This is a genomic window from Desulfovibrio sp., assembly GCA_016208105.1.
Lineage (GTDB): Bacteria > Desulfobacterota > Desulfovibrionia > Desulfovibrionales > Desulfovibrionaceae > Fundidesulfovibrio.
In genome coordinates this window covers 38,951-56,808 of the sequence record JACQYS010000020.1, presented here as the reverse complement: position 1 = coordinate 56,808, position 17,858 = coordinate 38,951, and the positions used below count along the sequence as shown (strand labels likewise).

16 protein-coding genes and 1 riboswitch are annotated in these 17,858 nt (G+C 60.2%); of the genes, 10 read left to right on the top strand and 6 right to left on the bottom strand.

What is annotated here, in order from left to right; all coding sequences use genetic code 11:
* Positions 1-11 precede the first annotated feature (11 nt).
* The 3 genes from HY795_11980 to HY795_11970 all read right to left on the bottom strand — a co-directional run bounded on the left by HY795_11980 (position 12) and on the right by HY795_11970 (position 3,011).
* Entirely contained in the window at positions 12-206 is a 195-nt protein-coding gene (locus tag HY795_11980) for a hypothetical protein (protein MBI4805943.1), read from the bottom strand.
* 86 nt (positions 207-292) lie between these two features.
* On the bottom strand, positions 293-1,363 hold the full coding sequence (gene cobT, locus HY795_11975; protein ID MBI4805942.1) for a nicotinate-nucleotide--dimethylbenzimidazole phosphoribosyltransferase: 1,071 nt from the start codon (positions 1,361-1,363) through the stop codon (positions 293-295).
* A gap of 127 nt (positions 1,364-1,490) precedes the next feature.
* A riboswitch (cobalamin riboswitch) is annotated at positions 1,491-1,608 on the bottom strand.
* A 74-nt stretch (positions 1,609-1,682) separates the two neighbouring features.
* Positions 1,683-3,011: an ATP-dependent 6-phosphofructokinase gene (locus HY795_11970; GenBank protein MBI4805941.1), complete on the bottom strand. Its 1,329-nt coding sequence runs from the start codon at positions 3,009-3,011 to the stop codon at positions 1,683-1,685.
* Positions 3,012-3,080: 69 nt separating this feature from the next.
* Between HY795_11970 and HY795_11965 the strand changes: the two genes are divergently transcribed.
* Together HY795_11965 and HY795_11960 are read left to right on the top strand one after the other, a co-directional pair.
* Positions 3,081-4,070 (top strand): glycosyltransferase family 1 protein, encoded by a 990-nt coding sequence (locus HY795_11965; protein ID MBI4805940.1) that lies wholly within the window; start codon positions 3,081-3,083, stop codon positions 4,068-4,070.
* Positions 4,071-4,081: 11 nt separating this feature from the next.
* Positions 4,082-6,061 carry an O-antigen ligase family protein gene (locus HY795_11960; protein MBI4805939.1) on the top strand — a complete coding sequence of 660 codons (1,980 nt, stop codon included), beginning with the start codon at positions 4,082-4,084 and terminating at the stop codon, positions 6,059-6,061.
* Between the two features lie 91 nt (positions 6,062-6,152).
* Here HY795_11960 and HY795_11955 read toward each other — a convergent pair whose 3' ends face one another.
* Positions 6,153-6,617, bottom strand: a complete 465-nt coding sequence (locus tag HY795_11955) for a hypothetical protein (GenBank protein ID MBI4805938.1) — start codon at positions 6,615-6,617, stop codon at positions 6,153-6,155.
* 281 nt (positions 6,618-6,898) lie between these two features.
* Between HY795_11955 and HY795_11950 the strand changes: the two genes are divergently transcribed.
* The 8 genes from HY795_11950 (at position 6,899) to HY795_11915 (ending at position 15,119) form a co-directional block, all read left to right on the top strand.
* Positions 6,899-7,942, top strand: a complete 1,044-nt coding sequence (locus HY795_11950; GenBank protein ID MBI4805937.1) for a polysaccharide deacetylase family protein — start codon at positions 6,899-6,901, stop codon at positions 7,940-7,942.
* Positions 7,942-9,105: a glycosyltransferase family 1 protein gene (locus HY795_11945; protein MBI4805936.1), complete on the top strand. Its 1,164-nt coding sequence runs from the start codon at positions 7,942-7,944 to the stop codon at positions 9,103-9,105. The genes HY795_11950 and HY795_11945 overlap by 1 nt, the downstream gene beginning before the upstream one ends.
* 598 nt (positions 9,106-9,703) lie before the next feature.
* Complete coding sequence (locus tag HY795_11940; protein ID MBI4805935.1) at positions 9,704-10,933, top strand: hypothetical protein; 1,230 nt, start codon at positions 9,704-9,706, stop codon at positions 10,931-10,933.
* The gene (locus tag HY795_11935) at positions 10,930-11,697 is read left to right on the top strand and encodes a hypothetical protein (GenBank protein MBI4805934.1); all 768 of its coding nucleotides are present in this window, start codon (positions 10,930-10,932) and stop codon (positions 11,695-11,697) included. The genes HY795_11940 and HY795_11935 overlap by 4 nt, the downstream gene beginning before the upstream one ends.
* Position 11,698: 1 nt before the next feature.
* Positions 11,699-11,854 (top strand): hypothetical protein, encoded by a 156-nt coding sequence (locus HY795_11930; GenBank protein MBI4805933.1) that lies wholly within the window; start codon positions 11,699-11,701, stop codon positions 11,852-11,854.
* Positions 11,841-13,178, top strand: a complete 1,338-nt coding sequence (locus HY795_11925; protein MBI4805932.1) for a hypothetical protein — start codon at positions 11,841-11,843, stop codon at positions 13,176-13,178. The genes HY795_11930 and HY795_11925 overlap by 14 nt, the downstream gene beginning before the upstream one ends.
* An 88-nt stretch (positions 13,179-13,266) precedes the next feature.
* On the top strand, positions 13,267-13,509 hold the full coding sequence (locus HY795_11920) for an acyl carrier protein (GenBank protein MBI4805931.1): 243 nt from the start codon (positions 13,267-13,269) through the stop codon (positions 13,507-13,509).
* Positions 13,506-15,119: an amino acid adenylation domain-containing protein gene (locus HY795_11915; protein MBI4805930.1), complete on the top strand. Its 1,614-nt coding sequence runs from the start codon at positions 13,506-13,508 to the stop codon at positions 15,117-15,119. The genes HY795_11920 and HY795_11915 overlap by 4 nt, the downstream gene beginning before the upstream one ends.
* Positions 15,120-15,215: 96 nt before the next feature.
* Here the strand turns inward: HY795_11915 and eboE are convergent, their stop codons facing one another.
* Positions 15,216-16,364, bottom strand: a complete 1,149-nt coding sequence (eboE, locus tag HY795_11910) for a metabolite traffic protein EboE (protein ID MBI4805929.1) — start codon at positions 16,362-16,364, stop codon at positions 15,216-15,218.
* Positions 16,361-17,500, bottom strand: a complete 1,140-nt coding sequence (locus HY795_11905; GenBank protein ID MBI4805928.1) for a 3-dehydroquinate synthase — start codon at positions 17,498-17,500, stop codon at positions 16,361-16,363. The genes eboE and HY795_11905 overlap by 4 nt, the downstream gene beginning before the upstream one ends.
* Between the last annotated feature and the right edge of the window lie 358 nt (positions 17,501-17,858).

Here is a 17,858-nt window from a genome sequence, read left to right as displayed (position 1 = left end):
CTGCGGAAGTATCAGACCAATTCGTTGATGATGTGTCCGGTGACTCCTTCCTGGATCACATGGAACACTTGGTCGGCGGGCGGAGTGGGTATGATGACGTGGCCCGGCGGATGGGCTGTGGGGTCCCCTGCCGGGTGCGCGACGATGGCGTCTGGTGAGTGCACCAGACCGTCATACGTGGCAATATGGACCAGGGCGTCGTTCATGACGGGCTCCGGGGGCTGTTCGGGACGGTCCCTAGGGACCGTCCTTCTACATACTATATGCCCGCCTTTGGAATTTGTCGACTCCCTTACTCGTTGGATTGGCTGACGCCCGCCTGGGAGAACGTGGCCATCTCGTTGAATATGGCCGCGGCGCAACGCAGGATCATGAGAGCCATGGCCGCGCCGGTGCCTTCGCCCAGGCGCAGGTCCAGGTCCAGCACGGGCTTTGAACCCAGGGCCTTCATGACTGCCTGATGCCCCGGCTCAGCGGACGAGTGGCTGAAGAAACAGTAGTCGGCCGCTGCCGGGGCGAGCTTCATGGCCGCCACGCAGGCGGCGGTGGAGATGAACCCGTCCACCAGCACGGCCATCTTGTTGGCCGCTCCCCCCAGAATGAGACCGGTGATGCAGGCGATCTCGAATCCGCCCAGGGCGGCCAGCACCGTAAGGGGATCTCCGGAATCGACGGCATCTTTGTTGACCTCGAGAATCTTGGCGATAACGGCCGCCTTGCGGGACACGCCCTTCGGATCAAGGCCGGTGCCGGGGCCGGTGATGTCGCCAGGGGAAAGGCCCAGGTAGGCGCAGTACATGGCTGTGGAAGGCGTGGTGTTGGCTATGCCCATGTCGCCGGTGCCCAGGGCGCGGCAGCCCCGGCCGGCCGCGTCAGCGGCCAGATTGGCGCCCAGGGTAAGGGCCTGGATACACTGCTCCATGGTCATGGCCGGGCCTTTGGCCATGTTGGCCGTGCCCGGCGCCACCTTGGCCTGCACCAGCCTGGGATGATCCGGATAGGTTCCTCCCGCGCTCCCCGCGTCCACCACCACGAGTTCCGCCCCGGCCTGTTTGGCCAGCACGTTGATGCCCGCCCCGCCATTGACGAGATTCTGCACCATCTGGCGGGTGACTTCCTGCGGAAAGAGGCTCACGCCCTCGGCGGCCACGCCATGGTCCCCGGCGCAGGTGAAGATCACAGTCGGATCAACCGAAGGGGCCGCCCCGCCCTGAATGAGATAAAGGCGCAGGGCTAGCTCTTCCAGGCGTCCCAGGCTCCCCTGGGGCTTGGTGAGGTCGTCTAAGTGTGCCTGGCCTTTGGGTCGAAGAGATTCGTCCACCGGGGTGATGCCTGAAAGAAGAGAGTCGAGCTGCTGGCGCATGGAGTGTCCTTTTGTCTTGCAAGGCGGTGGCCTTGGAGAGTGCAAAGAAAAAATCCCTCGGCCCAGCAAATGGGACAAGGGATTGCCGTTACCATGGGTTCAATCCGCGAAACGAGTCCGGCCGTTCGTCTTCAGGCTCGCGGGTCGTCCTCTGCCCGCCCTTCCCATCCCAGAGGGACAGTGGCTTTGCGGGCATCGTCTCCGCTTACTGCGGCGGGTCCGCCACGGATTCTCACCGTTGTTCCGTAACGGCCGGAAATGGCACCGCCCGGCTACCCCGGCAGGGCAGGGGTGTCAAGACCGGCGGGGCCGGCGAAGCCTAGCCGCCAGAGCCGGTCTTGGATTGGCTCTGCCCGGTGGAATCCATCACCTGCTGCCAGTAGCTGGTGTTCAAATCCACACGCTTGCGCCCTATGGTCACCAGGGGAAGCGGGATGTGCACAGGAATCTCGTGCATCTGGCTGACCATGAGCCCGGTCTTGCCGGCCATGCCGGCGTGCACGGCCATGGCGCCGAGCATGTTGCAGTGCGCCCTGTCCGCGGCTCCGGCCGGTACCGAGCGGATGATGTAGCTGGGGTCTATGTGCTTTACGGTTATGGGTAGGCTTTCCTTGAAGTAGGCCTTTATCTTGGTAAGCAACAGGCCGCAGATGTCGCCCAGCACCTTGTTGCCGGACGCGTCCTTGAGGCCGGATTCCGGCAGCAGGTGCTGGCCGGCCCCCTCGGCCACCACCACCACGGCGTGGCCCCGCCTCTTGAGCCTGGCCTCCAGTTCCGTCAGGAATCCGCCCGGACCTTCCAGTTCGAAGGGCTGTTCGGGAACAAGAACGAAGTTCACTTCCTTGATGGACAGGGCGGCCGCTGCCGCGATGAAACCGGATTCGCGGCCCATGAGCTTCACCATTCCTATTCCGTAAGGAGCGCCGGTGGCCTCAACGTGGGCGCAGCGGATGGCTTCGATGGCTTTCTCCACCGCTGTGTCGAAGCCGAAGGTGCGCGAAACGAAATGGATGTCGTTGTCGATGGTTTTGGGCACGCACACGATGGCGATGCGCAGGTTGCGTTTGGCCGTCACTTCCCGGATAGCGCTGGCCGCGCGCATGGTGCCGACCCCGCCCAGCATGAAGAGGACGCCGACGTTCAAGCGCTCCAGGGAGTCCACCACGGCTTCAGGGTCCTGAGGCCCCCGGGAGGTGCCCAGCACGGACCCTCCGAATTCGTGGATGTCGGCCACCGTTGCCGGGGAGAGGTCCGTCACGTCGGGATTGTTCTTGGGGAGGAAACCGGCCAGACCGTAGCGCACCCCGAGAATGGAGGAGACCTTGTATCCGTGGTGGGCCTCCATGACGATGGACCGGATCACGTCATTGATGCCCGGGCAGAGACCGCCGCAGGTCACGATGGCGCACTTGGTCTTGGGCGGGTCGAAATAGATGAGGCTGCGGGGACCGGCCTGCTCCATGGCCACCTGGCGGGGGCGTTTTCCGGACGGTTCGTGCAGGATGTTCACCAAAACCCCTTGCTCATCGTCCACGAACAGTGAATTCTTGCGCGGGTTGGGAATCTTGGCCGGCCCAAGCGTCGGGATGCGGGTCTGGTCGGTGTTCAGGTCGGGCCAGGGCTGGCCTGGCAGTTCGCTTTCGTGCATGATGAAGCCTCTCGTGCGGAGGTTTGTTGATGGACTGCTTCCTAGCTCTTAGCAAAACGGTGTGACACGATGCAAACCAAACAGTCCAGGACTCTCTTTTTTATTCCTCCGGTGCGCAAGGCGGCAGGAGGGGTTGCGGTTCTGTGCCGCATGGCCGGTTTTCTGCGCGATGCCGGGCACGACGTCTCGCTGGTGTTGCGGGAGCGGGCCGGCTGGCGGCCGGATTCCCAAGGGCTGCCCGAGGTGGATTTCGCGGACGCGAACCTACAGTCGGACGACGTCTGGGTGGTGCCGGAGGGCTGGGTGAACGCGCTGGCTCCTGGGCTTCGGGCCGGGTCGCGCTGCCTGGTGTACGTCCAGAACTGGGCCTACCTGTTTACGGGCCTGCCCGAAGGGGTGGACTGGCGCAGTCTGGGTGTCTCGTTCATGGCCGTGTCCCGGCCGGTTTCCTGGTTTATTGAAGAGAGCTTGGGTGTGAAGGCTCCCATCCTGCGCCCAGGCATCGACCTGGAACTCTTTCAGGCTCCGGCGGACAAACCGGAAACGCTTACTGTGGCCTACATGCCCCGCAAGAATAAGGCCCTGGCCGACCAGATAAAGGCCGTCATCCAGGCCAGGGGGCGCTTTTCGCCCGCATGGCTGGAAATCCAGGGAATGGATCAGGCCGGCGTGGCCAGAGCCTTGGGTCAAAGCCATGTCTTTTTGGCCACGGGTTTTCCCGAGGGCTGCCCGCTGCCGCCCTTGGAGGCAATGGCCAGCGGGGCCATACCCGTTGGGTTCGCCGGGTTCGGCGGGTGGGACTACATGCGTCAGGCCGCGCCTGGCAGGTATGTGCCTGAGTGCCCCATGGATTCCGTCGGGTGGGGAGGAAACGGCTTCTTCAGCCCGGATAACGATGTGCTCGGGGCGTCGCTGGCCCTGGAAAACGCCTTGGGATTGTGGTCCGCGGGGGGCGACCCTCTCCTTCAGGTCCTGGACGGCTGCGCCCGCACGGCTCAGGCATACGGGCTTGGCCCGCAGCGAAAGGCCACGCTCGATTTCTGGGAGCGGTTGGGCTAGAGAGCCCTCGCATGACTCCTTCCCGCGCCGTGTTCGCCTTGAAGGCCGCCTTTCTTGCCTGCAACGCCTTGTTGTCCGGCATGCTGTGCTGGGAGATGAGCGGGCGGGGCAAGCTGTTCGTTTTGGCTCTTCCGGTTGCGTGCGTTTTCTGCCTGTGGCGCAGGCAGTTCATTCCCCACATGCTGGCCGCCTTTGGGGCCGTGCTGGTCTTCTTCGGCTTCCAGTCCTACTCGGCCCACGCCCAGGTGCTCCATTATCTTGTGAGCATGGCGGTCCTGCTCATGCTGTTTGGCAACCGCATAGACCATGCTCCGCAAGCCTACGGCCCGCTGCGCATGTGGCTTTTGGGCTTTGTGGGGATCATGCTGGCCGGACTGCCACTCCTGCCGATCCGGGAGTTCCTGCAGGCCTGCCTTGAGCTTGGTCCTCTCGGATTTGCCCGCATGGCGGCCTATTCCGTGGCCAAGAGCTCCTTCTACTCCCTGGCCGCCATGGACCGGTTGGCCCTGTATGCGCTTTTCGCCTGGGAGATGTCCCGGTTTCAGGCAGGGGAGGCCCCGGTGCATTTCGCCAGGGGCGTGGCCGCGTCCCTCCCTGCGGCCCTGGGTTTTGGCCTGGCGGAATATTTTCTGGCCAGGGGCAAGGCCTTTGCCATGAGCGACCGTCTCACGTCGCTTTTTTTAAACCCCGGCTGGTTCGCGGAGTATGTCTGCGTCGGTTTTCCCCTGCTTTTTCTCCTGGGGAGAAAGCGGGGCGCCTGGCTTCTTTACGCCATTTTGGCCGCGTGCCTGGCCGCAATGGTGCTGACCATGGCCCGGGCCGCCTGGCTGGTGTCCGGAATTCTCGCGGTGGCCTGCGTGGTGGCCGCAGTGAGTGGCTTCGACCTTTTCGCCCTCAACTATCGCCGCATGGCCAAAGGGGCGGCTCTTGGCGGCGCGGCGGTGGCCGTGGTGGCGCTTGGGGTATACGGAGCGCTGTCAGTCACTCGAATCTCGCTGCTCAACTTTCCCCTCGCCACCATGATCAGCCAGCGCCTGGAACGGTTTTCCGAGACTCCCAGACCCACCGTGTTCGCAAGCGGAATTCTCGTGGGCATGGAATCTCCAGTTGCCGGGATGGGTTACGAGACATACGCCTGGCACTATCCGCACCTCATGGACGCCTCCAAAAGCAAACTGTCCGGCGCAATCCCCCGGGACGCAGAAGTGTTCGAGGCCACCCACAACCTCTTCATCCAGATTTTCGCCGGGGGGGGCTTGCTGGGTCTTGCCGCCTGGATGCTCCTGGCCGGACGGGCTGCCCAGCTTGTGTTTCGAAGGCATCGCTTGCGGGCAGACGCCATGAGTCTGGCCGTGCTGTTCTCGCTGGCGGTGTTTCACGGTTTCGGCTTGTTCCAGGAGATGATCTACATACCGGCTGTGTGGCTGTTGTTCTTCGCGGTGCTGGCCTGGTGCCTGCGCCTGGAGGATTCGGACGGGGGCTGGTCAACCGCTGTCGCCGGACGTAGGGCCGGCTGGGCCGTGTCTTTGTGCGTCGCGGCAGCGCTGCTTCTGAATGTGCACAACGCCGGGTTCGCGGCCACATCCGCCCGTTTGGGGCTTGCGAGCTACCCCCCGTCCGGATCGCAAGACCTGCAGGGGCTCGCGGGGCCTGAAAAGGTCGAGGGAAGGATGGTTCTGTGGAGTTCCGGGGCCTCGTCCTTCACTCTCCAAGGCGATGGGCCGTGGAGCTTCGACATCGGGCTGACCCATCCCGATCTGGCCGCCTTGGCTGTTCGGGTACGACTTTTGGCTCCTGGCAAGGTGCTTTCGCAGGCCGTGCTGGACGGTTCCACCGGACGCGTCGCAACCTTGACGGTTCCCCTGGGTTCGGCCCGGGCCGGAGAGCGGGTCTACCTGAGCGTTTCCAGGCTTTACTACCCGTTGGTTTCAGGGATGAAGGATCACCGCTCTCTGGGAGCATGGATAGCCGGGCCCGGCCTCACGCAGTAGAGATCCACTTGAGATCAAGTATTCATGTGCCTTTTGGGAGAATCCCCCGTGACCAGGGCTAGTCACGCGAAAATATCTGCACGAATTCCCGCTATCCCTTGACTGCCGAAGAGGCGTTGTTATCGAAGACGCGCAGCTCGTTAATAAGTTTCATTCCGATATCCCGGATGCGTGAGTTTTTGGAGGAAGATGCCAAGCCCTCCAGCACCTTGAGGTCCCCCTGGATATACCTGCTGGCGTAGGCCTGGGTTTCGACCAGCTTCTGGCGCAACAGGGCTTTCTCCTCGGGGAGCTTGAGCTGGGAGGCCACGTCGGAAAGTTGCGCCAGGGCATGGGCCCGGATGGCGTAGATCATGGCTGTGGCGGTAAAATAGTTGCACGCGTTTTTCTCGCCGGGTGCGTCCAGGTCCGTAGCCAGGGTGGCGGCCTTGGCCGCCAGAGCTTCGAAATGCCTTTGCGATGCCTGGAAATACTTCGATTCTGCCCAGGCCTGGTGGAGCATGCCCGTCAGGAGCAGACAGCCGGTGAGGAGTGCGGTAATTCTTGGACTGTGCATACGTTCCTCCGAGAAAGGGCTCCTAGCAGGTTGCACGACGGGGTCAAGCGGTGTGTCCGGTTACGATTTTTTCCCGGCGAGGGCAAAAAACGTCATCCGGGAGTGGGGCGGTTTGATTTTGGATGTGATTTCCTATACTGGAACCCTTCCCGCAGCGCCAGCCTGTCGGGAATGTTCCTCCCCAAGCCTTAAATGGCTCAGTCCTTGCTAGATGCCTGCGGCATGCAGCCCTCAGGAGTATACGGGCTGGGGATAGTCGTGGAGTCGAGGAGTCCTTGCGCATGAACAGACGCCGTTTTCTTGGGGTACTCTCCGCATTGGGAGTGGCCTGCGCTTTGCCTTCACCCGTGCTGGCCGCGGAGTCCCGCCTCCCCAAGGGCATGGTCACGTTCGTTTTCGACGACGGCATAGTGACCAACTACACGTATTCACTCCCCATCCTGAAACGGCGTGGACAGGTTGCCACGGCTGGCATAGTGGTCACCAGGATGCTGTCTGGCAACAACGACTACATGAACCTCGAGCAGGTACGCGAGCTCGAGCGAAGCGGCTGGGAAATAGCCTCCCACAGCATGACCCACAGCCGTCCGATCCAGATACCAAAAACCTACGAGCAGGAAATCATCACGGGCTGGCGCGTGGACGAGAAACACCCTGAACACTACCAGGCCATGTACGATTACGAACGGATTGCCGCCCTCTTTCAAGATGGAAAACCGCTCAAGTCCGTTGAGAATCTGGAGCAGGTCGACGCCACCAAGGGCTCGTACTGGCTGGACCAGGCCATTGCTGAACTGCATGTCCATCCATTTCGGTGCGGCGATCCGTCCGCACTTGGCATCCGGGCGGGCTGCTACCAGCGGGAGATGGAGGATTCCAAGCGAATCCTGACAGAATATGGTTTCAACGTTGATACCTACATTGCCCCGCACAACTACTGGACCGACGATGTCGAGGTTGTCAGCAAACGGTACTATTCCCGCGCCTGCACAGGGCGGGATTCAGACAACAGGCCCGGCTCCTTCGACCCGTATGCAATCAAGCGTTTTATGGTCCACGAGCACGACTCGCCACAGCAGCTTATCCGCATCATGAAGGATCATTGCCTCGAGCACGGCGGATGGGTGGTCTTCTGCTTCCACGGCGTGGGCGACAAGATAGGCTGGGAACCATATCCCGCCGAGAGTATGGACGCTGTTTCCGCCTGGGTGGAGCAGCAGAATATTCCCTTGGTTACTGTTCGTGACGGGGCTACCCGCATGGCCGACTTGAAAAAGACGCTGCCCGCCTCGCAACTTAAGTCCATCGTTAAGAAAGGTTCCTGATTATGCGCAAGTTGAAGATCGTTGTCGGCGGGTACGCGGTGAGCTTCCCTCTGGGAGGCCAGGTGTGGATGATCATGCACTATATGGAAGGCCTTACCCGCCTCGGGCATGAAGTTGTTTTCGTGGAGGATACCGCTGAATGGGCCCTGCCTTTTGACCCCAACAAGGGGTTTGCCTCCGCTGACTCCAGCCACGGGCGCAAGGTGGTTGGCGAGGCCTTCGAACGCATCGGGCTTCCCAACAGCTGGGCTTACAACACGATCTTCGAGAACAAACTCTACGGGATGCAGCGCGAAGACCTGGACCGTTTTTGCCTGGATGCGGATCTCTTCCTGAACGTGTCCGGCGTCATTCCCCTGCGTGAAAACTACATGAAGGCCAAGGTGCGGGCCATAATCGACACCGACCCCATCTTCACCCAGTCCAAGATCGCAAACGACGAATGGACCCGGGACTATTTCAAGCAGCACGACGTGTTTTTCACCTGGGGACACAACATACCCACCGGCTCCACCGGCGTGGCCCTCTCCGGCATCGACTACACTCCCACCCGGGTGCCCATCGTGTTGGACATGTGGCCCAATGTGGACAGCCCAGGGTCAGGCTTCACCACCATAGGCAACTGGGACGCCCAGGGGCGCGACATCGTGCATGAAGGCAAGAAGCTTTCCTGGCGCAAGAGCGAGAAGTACGAGCAGATCATCGATCTTCCCGGCAAGCTCCCTGGAGTCACGCTGGACCTCACCATGAGCGGCATGAAGGAGGACGCCCAGCGTTTCGCCGGGCACGGCTGGCATGTGAAAAACGCCCTGGACCTTTCCAAGGACATATGGGCCTACCACGACTATATCTTGAACTCCACGGCCGAGTTCACCGTGGCCAAAGAGCAGAACATCCAGCTCAAATCCGGGTGGTTTTCCGACCGGTCCGCCAGCTATCTGGCCTCAGGGCGTCCTGTCATCGTGGAGGACACCGGATTCGGCACGTTCCTTCCCGTTGGCGAGGGGCTCGTGACCTTCGACGGAGTGGACAACGCCAAAGCCGCCATCGAAAATGTGGTTTCGAACTATCCCACACACCGCAAGGCCGCCAGGCGAATTGCCGAGGAGTTCTTTGATTCGGACAAGGTGCTGGGAGATATTCTCAAAACCTGCGGGTTTTAAGCGGTCTCTTTCAGAAAAGGCCGTTCCCTGGTGGGAGCGGCCTTTTTTTTGGCTCCCAGGGACTGGACATACCGCGAACGGTGACTATTTGTGAAAGTAAGGGCAATGGTTATCAACCTCCAACGGAGGGGTGAGCGAAATAAATCGTAACGACCATACCGAGCGCACTGAGGCGCATAATAAGAGGATTCGCACAAGCGCACCGTAAGAGCCACACCTGAAGGAAGGGGAGGCTGCCTGACAATCAGGCTCAAGCGCCAGCGAATCTTCGGTTTTTTTAACGAATAGTCAGTTTGACGATCCTCCTTTTTCCTTATTCCTTCTTGAAATCTGCAATGAAATCACACTTGCGCGGCCACTCCCAAGCAGAGCGGATCGCGACTTGCCGCCCACCGACTTGTGAGCCGGACAAACCACCATGCCGGCCCATCGCCATGCCGGCCGCGTTTGCTTTTCCATTTGTGTGAGAATCTTTCTCCTCAAGCGATACTGCGTACGCACAACCGCCCGAGGGAAACTCCGGGTTGAAACGAGAGGGGAAACAGGCTATGAAAAATTCACTATACCTTTGGCATCAGGGGCCGTCAGACACGTATCTATGTCGAACTACTTCACCAGCTTCTTTTTCTTCATTGTTTTTCTAATAAGCGTCATTGCATTCCGCGTCATTAATACGCGCTTCGCCTCTCCAAAATCCAGACAACTTCTGCTTCTCATATACAACGTGGCCATGCTGGCAGCACTTGCTGGGCTTTCCTGGAAATCGCAAGGGATCTTTTTCCTTGGTGTCGCAATCTATTGCACGCTTGCCGTGGGGGGGGCGTCCCTTTTAGCGCGGAACAAGCAAGCCGGATACGTCTATCCGGTGCTCACCTCGTTGTTTCTCGCGGCAATGCTCATCCTCAAATACCCGTACTACTGTCATGTCCTGACATTCGGTGCGTATCAGCCGCAGCTCGGCTTCCTGGCCTGGATTGGCATGTCGTACATGTTTTTCAGGAGCGTGGACCTTCTCGCGTTCAGCGCCAAATCCACCCAGAGAATCTCCCTGCTGGCCGCAGCCAACTATCTGCTTTTTTTTCCTGCCTTTGTTTCGGGGCCCATCAACAGATTCCGGCAGTTCCAGGCGGACGCCGCGGCCGACCCGGCCCCTCTCGCATTGGCCGACCTGCGCGACATCATTTTCCGGTGTTCGGTTGGCGTCATCAAGGTACTCTTCATAGCCAATCTGTTCTTTAAATACGCGGCGATAAATCCCGCTGTTTCGCTGCCGAACCACTCTCCCGGCGAGTTCGCGATAAGTCTCGTCTGCTACTTCTTCTATATCTATTTCAACTTCTCCGGATATACAGACTGTGCCATCGCCTGCGCCAGGGCCATGGGCTACGCGCTTCCGGAAAATTTCAACTATCCTCTCTTTTCTCGAAACATACAGAACTTCTGGGAGAGATGGCACATTTCCCTGTCGCAATGGTTTCGCGATTATCTCTTCTTCAACATGATGTACAAACTGAAGAAGAAGAAGATCATTGTCGACACGTTCATGGCCACGTGCGTGTCCATAGTGTTCACGTTCTTTTTGATGGGGGCATGGCATGGCGACTCCATCGGCTGGATCAGCTACGGCCTTGCCCTGTCTTTTGGCTTGGTGGTAACCATTGCATATGGGCGCCTGACAGACAAATTCATCCCCAATATGAGCGGCATACGCGATAACTTCATCTACCGGACTTTCTGCTCCGTGTTCACAATAGGCTATGTCTGCGTCTGTCTGTCCCTGACCCTGGACTTCAATGACCTGCTGGAAATGAGCAGAGCTTGGCCATGACGCGACAGGATGCCATGGCGACCTTGCCGGCTTCTCCCCCGTGGGAGGAGATATCCAGGGCTTCCTTCGTGTTCGAGGAGAATTGCTGGGAAACGTGCGGGGGGTACTGCTGCGATATCCGCCATGGCGACTTTACCTTCAACCTCCTGCCGTCCGAAGGCACGTCCATCCTGCATATCGGCGACGAATACGACTGGATGCTGGCCAACGGCCATATCCCGCCGGACGCCTCCCCGCGCGAGATCGTCTTCGATTTCGGCGGTCCCGGCCCCATCCGCCTCGTTGCCGTGGATTGCAAACTCAAAGGCGTTTGCGGAGGCGAACGGATGCGCCCCTTGCATTGCCGTATCTATCCCTTCCTCCCCATATTCAACGCCCAATCGGAATTGATCGATATCTATCCGGCCTCGATCTTCGACCTCACCTGCCTGGCTCGCGAAGGCAAGGCCGCGTGCACTCTCTGGAACGAGCGCCGCGACATCTACATGGAGGCCTGGAAGAGCGGCGACATCCTGAAACCGCTGCACCATCCTCTCCTGATGTTTTATTTCGCAGTATACAAGTGTGCCGCTGATAATTACCTGGAAAACCTGAAAAAAAACGCCATGCTCGCGTCTTTGGACGGCGCGGCGTTCTGGCAGCGCTGGGAGCTTCTGTATCTCGGGAAACGGCTCTTCGACGCGCCGGCAATCAGGGAGATGGCGCTCGGCGTCTATCACGACTTTTCAAGAGTCCATGGCGATTTTTTAGCGCAAGGATCCTGACATGCTATTTGAAAAGTTCATTGAATCAACCGCTGGGAACATCATGTACTGGTTTTTGACCGGTCTGGCTTGCCATATCGCGCTGGGTCTGCTTTGGGCGTCGAACGGAGGAACAGAGCTCTCCATCACGCCCGAGGTCTTCTATGGCAAGTTCTAGAAAGGCGTGTTTTTGGGCGGTGTGTGCCTTCGCGGCCGGATTCTTCCTGATTTTCGCTGTCCGCATTTTCAGCCAGGAACCGCTGTTCGTGCACGTAACCGGGCCGCGTGCCATCCAGGGAGAGCATCTCATGTATCTCTCGGGGTGCATTGTCATGAGCCACGACGCCTACTACTCCCAAAGGCTAGCAGGGGTGAACCTGAAGAAGGCTTTCACTCCGCGCCTGATCAACTATGTTCTCGAAGAGGAACACGGCGCGCCCGGCGGGTTCACATTCGTGGGAAACCCGGATCTGAACTTCGGCCTCCACGCCGATATCCAGGTACTGCACGACGTGCTGACGGCCAACAGCGGCAAGACATTGGTCTACACCACGGTTCCGGGGGCGTTGGTTCTGGGCATTTTCGACTTCGAAATATACCACGCCAGGCTCATGCTGGATGAGATCGACGCCGGCTTCGCATCCCTGCCGCCCCACACCGCCAAACTTCGCGCCCTGCTGGACGAATACGAGGACTCGCAAAAAGCTGTCCATCCCCCTGCCACACCCGCAAAAGATCTCATGGCCGAAGCCTTCAAGGCGTTTCGCTCCGCGCGCGGCAAAGTGGCGCAGGCCCTGGACTCATTTTTCGGGTTCGAGCACGCCGTGCTCAATCAGTTCGACAAGATCGACCACCGCGAGCTGGTCGGAATGCTGCGGAGTCATTCCAATAATTATGGCGCTCCCGTCTTGACCACATCGCCGGTCACGCCGTTTCTCAAGCCTGACGAACTCTTCCGCTCAAAGCTCGCCCGCGACATCTATCTCCAGTTCCTGACGGTATTCGCGGCTATGGCCAAGGAACGGGGCAACATGTTCGTTCTGCACCTCATGCCCCTTTACAACCTCACGGAAAAGGACGCGGACACGTCTTACCGCCCCTTCTTCACCAGCGAAATCGGGCGCGCCCTCTCAGGGTTCGACAACGTGCGGATCGTGGATCTCGGGGAGGCCAGGCAGGCTTTTTGCCTGAACGACGTGGCCGAAGCACCCGATGCCAGGCGCGGCATCATGTACTACATCACGGGCAAGCTCATCCATGCCCGGCTTTTCGCACGAGCGTTCATCCAGGAGAAGCTCTTCCCCGGCCAGCAGATGCAGGGCGATCTCCGTAACTTTTTCGGAATCCCCTTCCCGCAGGCAACGTGCGGCGTTCCTCCCAATATGGCTCCACAGCCTATCGCCTTCGGATTCTTTCCGTTCGTGGCCACTCCTGTCACATGGTACACCACGGTTACATCGTATTGGCCTTTCATGCGTAATCTTGGAGTCGTTTATAATTGACGCGTCACAATGACCTTCGGAGTAAAACGCACGACGGTTTTGCCGCCGTCTCCGTTGAAGCACGGAGCATCCAGAGAGTGAAGTTGCCATGACCAAACGTTCGATCCAGGAGTTCAGCAGTTTCTTCAGCAAAACCCTGGCGGTTGAAGACATCGGCCCCGACGGGGCCATGGGTAAGACCAGGGGCTGGAGCTCGCTTGCGCACGTGGACCTTATTCTCGCCCTGGAGGATTGGGCCGGCGTGCCTATCTCCCCCGATTTGATTGGCGAGTTGACTTCCGTGCAAAGCATTCAGGTGTTCTTGCGGGAACAGGAGGTGCTGGAATCATGAGCGGAGCCCTCTCTCCACATCTCATCCATATGGCCGTGGAGGGTTGGGCGGGGCGCACCCCGGACGCTCCGGCCGTGGTGGGTTCCCAGGAGACAGTGAGCTATTCCGCCTTGCACGGCCGGGCATGGAAGTTGGCCAGGCTGCTGCAGGAGGCGGGTTTTTCACGGGGAGCGCGCGGGGGCATCCTGCTCGAAAGTTCGGTGGAGTGCGTGACGGCCATGCTCGGCGTGCTCAGGGCGGACGGCTGCTATCTGCCGCTCGGAGTGAACAATCCGCCTTCGCGAATTGCCCGCGTCCTGGAGGACGCCGCGCCTGAAGCGCTGTTGACTTCAAACGCGATGCTGCCTTTTCTGGCCGCCGCCATTTCGGAATGCGGGCTGAGGCCCAAGATCGTGGTGGTCATGGACGGAGCGCTCCCTGAAGACCTGCCCGTAGGCCTCTCCGCTGCGGGAGAACTGGCTTGCATGGACGACGCGGCAAACGCCGCCGCCCCGAAGCCACAGCGGAACATCAGCCACGATCTGGCCTACCTGCTCTATACTTCCGGCTCCACCGGCCGCCCAAAAGGCGTCATGGTGCGCCACGCCAATGCCAGGGCGTATCTGGATTGGTTCGTCAAGCGACTGGCCGTGAACCCAGGTGACCGTCTTTCCAACCACGCCAGTCCCACCTTCGATATTTCCGTCCAGGACATCTTCGGGGCGTTCTTCGCGGGAGCCAGCGTCCATCCGCTGGAGACGGCTGGGGAAAAGGCCTTCCCCGGCCCGTTCATCCGCAAGCGGGGCATCACCTGCTGGAACAGCGTGCCCTCTGTGATATCCATGATGGTGAAGACCCGGCAGCTCACGCCTGGGGCATTCCCGGAACTCCGGGCCGCCATCTTTGCCGGCGAACCTCTGCTGCCCGGCATGGCCCAAGCTTGGCGCGAGGCCCTTCCAAATTGCGCCATGTACAACTTCTACGGCCCGACAGAGTCAACCATCGTGGTGGCGCACCATGCCATCGACACGGTCCTTCCGGGCAAGTCCATCCCCATCGGGTTGCCCACGGCCCAGGCCGAATGCCTGATCCTGGACAAGGACAACCGGCCCGTTCCTCCCGGAACCGCCGGGCGGCTCATGATACGCGGAGCGCAGGTTACCGCCGGATACTGGCGGGACCCCTACAAAACCGCCAAGGCCTTTATTGTCAATCCCATCAACCCGGAGTTGGGGGACATGGTCTACGACACTGGCGATCTGGCCCTGGCCGACGAATCAGGCGTGATCTTTTACATGGGCAGGGCGGACAACCAGGTGAAAATTCGCGGCCAGCGTGTGGAACTGGAGGATGTGGAGGCTGCTTTCGGAAGCCTGCCCGGGGTATTGGAAACAGCGGCCCTGCTCGTGCCGGGGGCGGCCGAACCGGAACTGGCCATCGCCATTTCCGGCCCAGCCCGCGACGGAGAACACGCCGAGGAAGCGCTTCTGGAGGAGGTGTCCAAACTTCTGCCCTCGTACATGCTCCCAGGCCGTGTGCTGTTCTTTAAGGAGTTACCTCGCAATGCCAACGGCAAAGTGGATCGCAAAGCCGTGAGCGAGGCTGTAAGGGAACGCCTTGGGGGAAGCTGACAGGCTGGAAAGTTCTGTTGATGTGTTTACCCCGCGCTTTTTGGCGGGGTTTTTCTTTTGTCAAACCAGGAGGGCGAAGCTGCGTTCGGTCTCTTCTTACACCAAACCGCGGCGGCAAGAATCCACCCATTCGATTTCTCTGACGATCGATTCCACCACTGTTGCGGTTTGAAGCTCTCTGGGGAGGACGGCGAAGGTGTAGGTCTCCACCTCCAATGGAACATCGGCTGGCAGCATCGGAAGGAATTGTTTCAGAAACTCCTGAGTGGTCAGGCATTCCGGAAGTTCGGGCAGAAAGACCGGCAGATGGAAATGCACCCTCCAGCACTCGGTGTCTTCCGCGCAAGCGCCCGGGGTATCCTTGTGTGCGCCACCGGTTGCGCCCAGGGCCAGCCCCAGATCGTCAAAGCGTTCAAGGCTGCCGTTTCCATGCCTGGCAACACACTGGTGCAGGTACACCGGCTCGTCGAAGCGGGACAGGCGGGAAAGGTCGGGGCAGGGCAGGTGCAGGGCCGAGGATACCTGGACGTGGCCGATGCAAATCGAATTGTCCTCCAAGAGCCTGAGCGACTGGCCCGGATCTTCGAACTGTAGGGCCTGGTGGCAGCAGTCGTAGCAGACGGCCAGGTGTTCACGGAGTGTGTCTGAAACTTTCAGGTTGGCGAAAAAAACCACCAATTCGGGGGTGGTTTCCAGCAAGCAGCCGGGCTCGGGTTCGAGCGAGAGCCGGATGCGTTTGCCCGTGCGCTGCGCCAAAGCGTCGAGACCCTGCAAGGCTCGGATAAGGTTTTGCCGGGCCAGTTCTGTCTGGGAGGGATCGAAGTCGGCCTTAAACCCCACTGGAACCGTGGATATGGATCCATCCATTCCTTCAGGCAGCCATCGGGACAGAAGTTCGGCCAGTCGCAGAGTGTATTCGAGCCTGACCGGGGAGCGCCAGTCCGGTTGGTATACCTGGGCCTTGACCGGACTGTCGTGGAACGTTCCGTAGGGGAATCCGTTCATCGTGACGACGAAAAGGCCGTTGCTGTCGAGCCATTCCTTGAACCGTCCGGCTTCCCGGTGGTCGATCTCCCGGCTGGCCTGTCCGGACACGCGAAGCCCCACGGGGAACGGGCTGGCCGGGCAGACAGCGTCTTTCACGGCCACAGTGTGCGTTTCAAGGCTTAAGAGCGTGGCCGCCCAGGATTCGCCAGGGTGGATGTTGGTGCAATAGGTGACGGGGAGGCGCCGCTTGTCGTTCACGAGAAGCGCTCCTTGAGGCTGGCAACGGCCAGGCCCATGAGCCTAAAATCCACCTCGTTTACTTCCACGCTTGAGCCGAGCCCGGTGATGAGGCTTAGGAAAAGCCGTCCGCCAAGGTGTTCCCGGAAGGCTTCCATGGCTGCTTCAAGGTCCAGGGACTCCAGAGCCGGGTGCCAGAGGGTGAACCCCAGACCAGGAAGGAGCGCCAGAATTCGCTCCAGGTCCGGCTTCGGCAAAAGCCCGGTGAGGTTGGAGTACACGCTGTCCAGCGCCACTCCGATGGCCACGGCCTCGCCGTGCCCCAGTTCGCCCCCGGTGGTTTCCTCCAGAGCGTGCGCGGCCCAGTGCCCGAAGTCCAAGGGCCTGGAAGAGCCGAACTCGAACGGGTCCCCGCCGGTGGCAATGTGCTCCAGATGGAGTTCGGCGCAACGCTCAATGGAATAGTCGAATGCTGAGGATTCCAGCTCCATCAGCTTGTCCTGGTCGCGGCAGAGTCTCTCAAAGAAAGCCTTGTCCTTGATGAGCGAGATCTTGACCGCCTCGGCCAAGCCTGCCCGGCGTTCTCGCAGCGGCAACCCTTCAAGCAGGGAATGATCGTTCACCACCGCGTATGGAGGTGCAAACGACCCCAGGAAGTTCTTGCGGCCGAAAAGGTTGACCGCGTTTTTCACCCCCACCCCCGCATCGTTTTGCCCAAGCGCTGTGGAGGGCATTCGTATCAGGCGCACCCCCCTGTGGGCCGTGGCTGCCGCGAAACCCGCCGAATCCAGCACCGCGCCACCCCCCACCACCAGCAGGAAGGATTGCCGGCACAACTTGGCGTTGAAGATGAGGTTGAGCACCGCCTGGTAAACGCTCATATCCGCCTTGGCGCCTTCGCCTCCCGGAACAGTAAGAACCGGCGTGGCTAGGAGGCCCACGGGCCTGTTTTGGAAATAGAGGGCGATTTTCTGCTCCATCCCGGGAAAAGCCCGGGCCACGCCGTTGTCCACAACGGCGGCCAGCCGGTGCCGGTCTGGCCCGGCTTGGGCCAGGATGTCCGCGAGGACGGGATTTCCGGGATCGAAGGCGTTACGGGTAAAGATCACCGGGAAGTCATACGAGACCGCTATGCTCTGTCGGATGATTTTTGTCATGGAACCAAGATAGTATTTGCCGAGCGCCGTGTTCGTCAATTCCGAGCCAGCCACGGAGGGCTGAACCGTGGTCGGATTGTGGGTGAATGCGGCCGGTAGGGCCTTGATGACAGGCGGGCCAGGTTTGGGTTCGGGCTGAACCACAAATCGCTTGGATCAGTGTCCGTTTGTTGCTTGTGCTTCCGGGGCGCACCCTGCCCCAGACGAGGGGGGAAGTGAAAAAAGTGTAATCAACTGCACGTCGAAAGAGAAAAAAACGTACTTTTGTTGTTGTATTGCGCAGAGAGTGTCTTGCGAGCGGCTCCTAATGCCAACATGTGGTTTGGCACGGTTGATGCTTTGAAGAAGTCGTGCGTGA

Coding starts and splice junctions, on each gene's coding strand:
- HY795_11980 (MBI4805943.1), bottom strand. CDS start 206: ATGAACGACGCCCTGGTCCATATTGCCACGTATGACGGTCTGGTGCAC.
- cobT (MBI4805942.1), bottom strand. CDS start 1,363: ATGCGCCAGCAGCTCGACTCTCTTCTTTCAGGCATCACCCCGGTGGAC.
- HY795_11970 (MBI4805941.1), bottom strand. CDS start 3,011: ATGCACGAAAGCGAACTGCCAGGCCAGCCCTGGCCCGACCTGAACACC.
- HY795_11965 (MBI4805940.1), top strand. CDS start 3,081: ATGCAAACCAAACAGTCCAGGACTCTCTTTTTTATTCCTCCGGTGCGC.
- HY795_11960 (MBI4805939.1), top strand. CDS start 4,082: ATGACTCCTTCCCGCGCCGTGTTCGCCTTGAAGGCCGCCTTTCTTGCC.
- HY795_11955 (MBI4805938.1), bottom strand. CDS start 6,617: ATGCACAGTCCAAGAATTACCGCACTCCTCACCGGCTGTCTGCTCCTG.
- HY795_11950 (MBI4805937.1), top strand. CDS start 6,899: ATGAACAGACGCCGTTTTCTTGGGGTACTCTCCGCATTGGGAGTGGCC.
- HY795_11940 (MBI4805935.1), top strand. CDS start 9,704: ATGTCGAACTACTTCACCAGCTTCTTTTTCTTCATTGTTTTTCTAATA.
- HY795_11935 (MBI4805934.1), top strand. CDS start 10,930: ATGACGCGACAGGATGCCATGGCGACCTTGCCGGCTTCTCCCCCGTGG.
- HY795_11930 (MBI4805933.1), top strand. CDS start 11,699: ATGCTATTTGAAAAGTTCATTGAATCAACCGCTGGGAACATCATGTAC.
- HY795_11925 (MBI4805932.1), top strand. CDS start 11,841: ATGGCAAGTTCTAGAAAGGCGTGTTTTTGGGCGGTGTGTGCCTTCGCG.
- HY795_11920 (MBI4805931.1), top strand. CDS start 13,267: ATGACCAAACGTTCGATCCAGGAGTTCAGCAGTTTCTTCAGCAAAACC.
- HY795_11915 (MBI4805930.1), top strand. CDS start 13,506: ATGAGCGGAGCCCTCTCTCCACATCTCATCCATATGGCCGTGGAGGGT.
- HY795_11905 (MBI4805928.1), bottom strand. CDS start 17,500: ATGACAAAAATCATCCGACAGAGCATAGCGGTCTCGTATGACTTCCCG.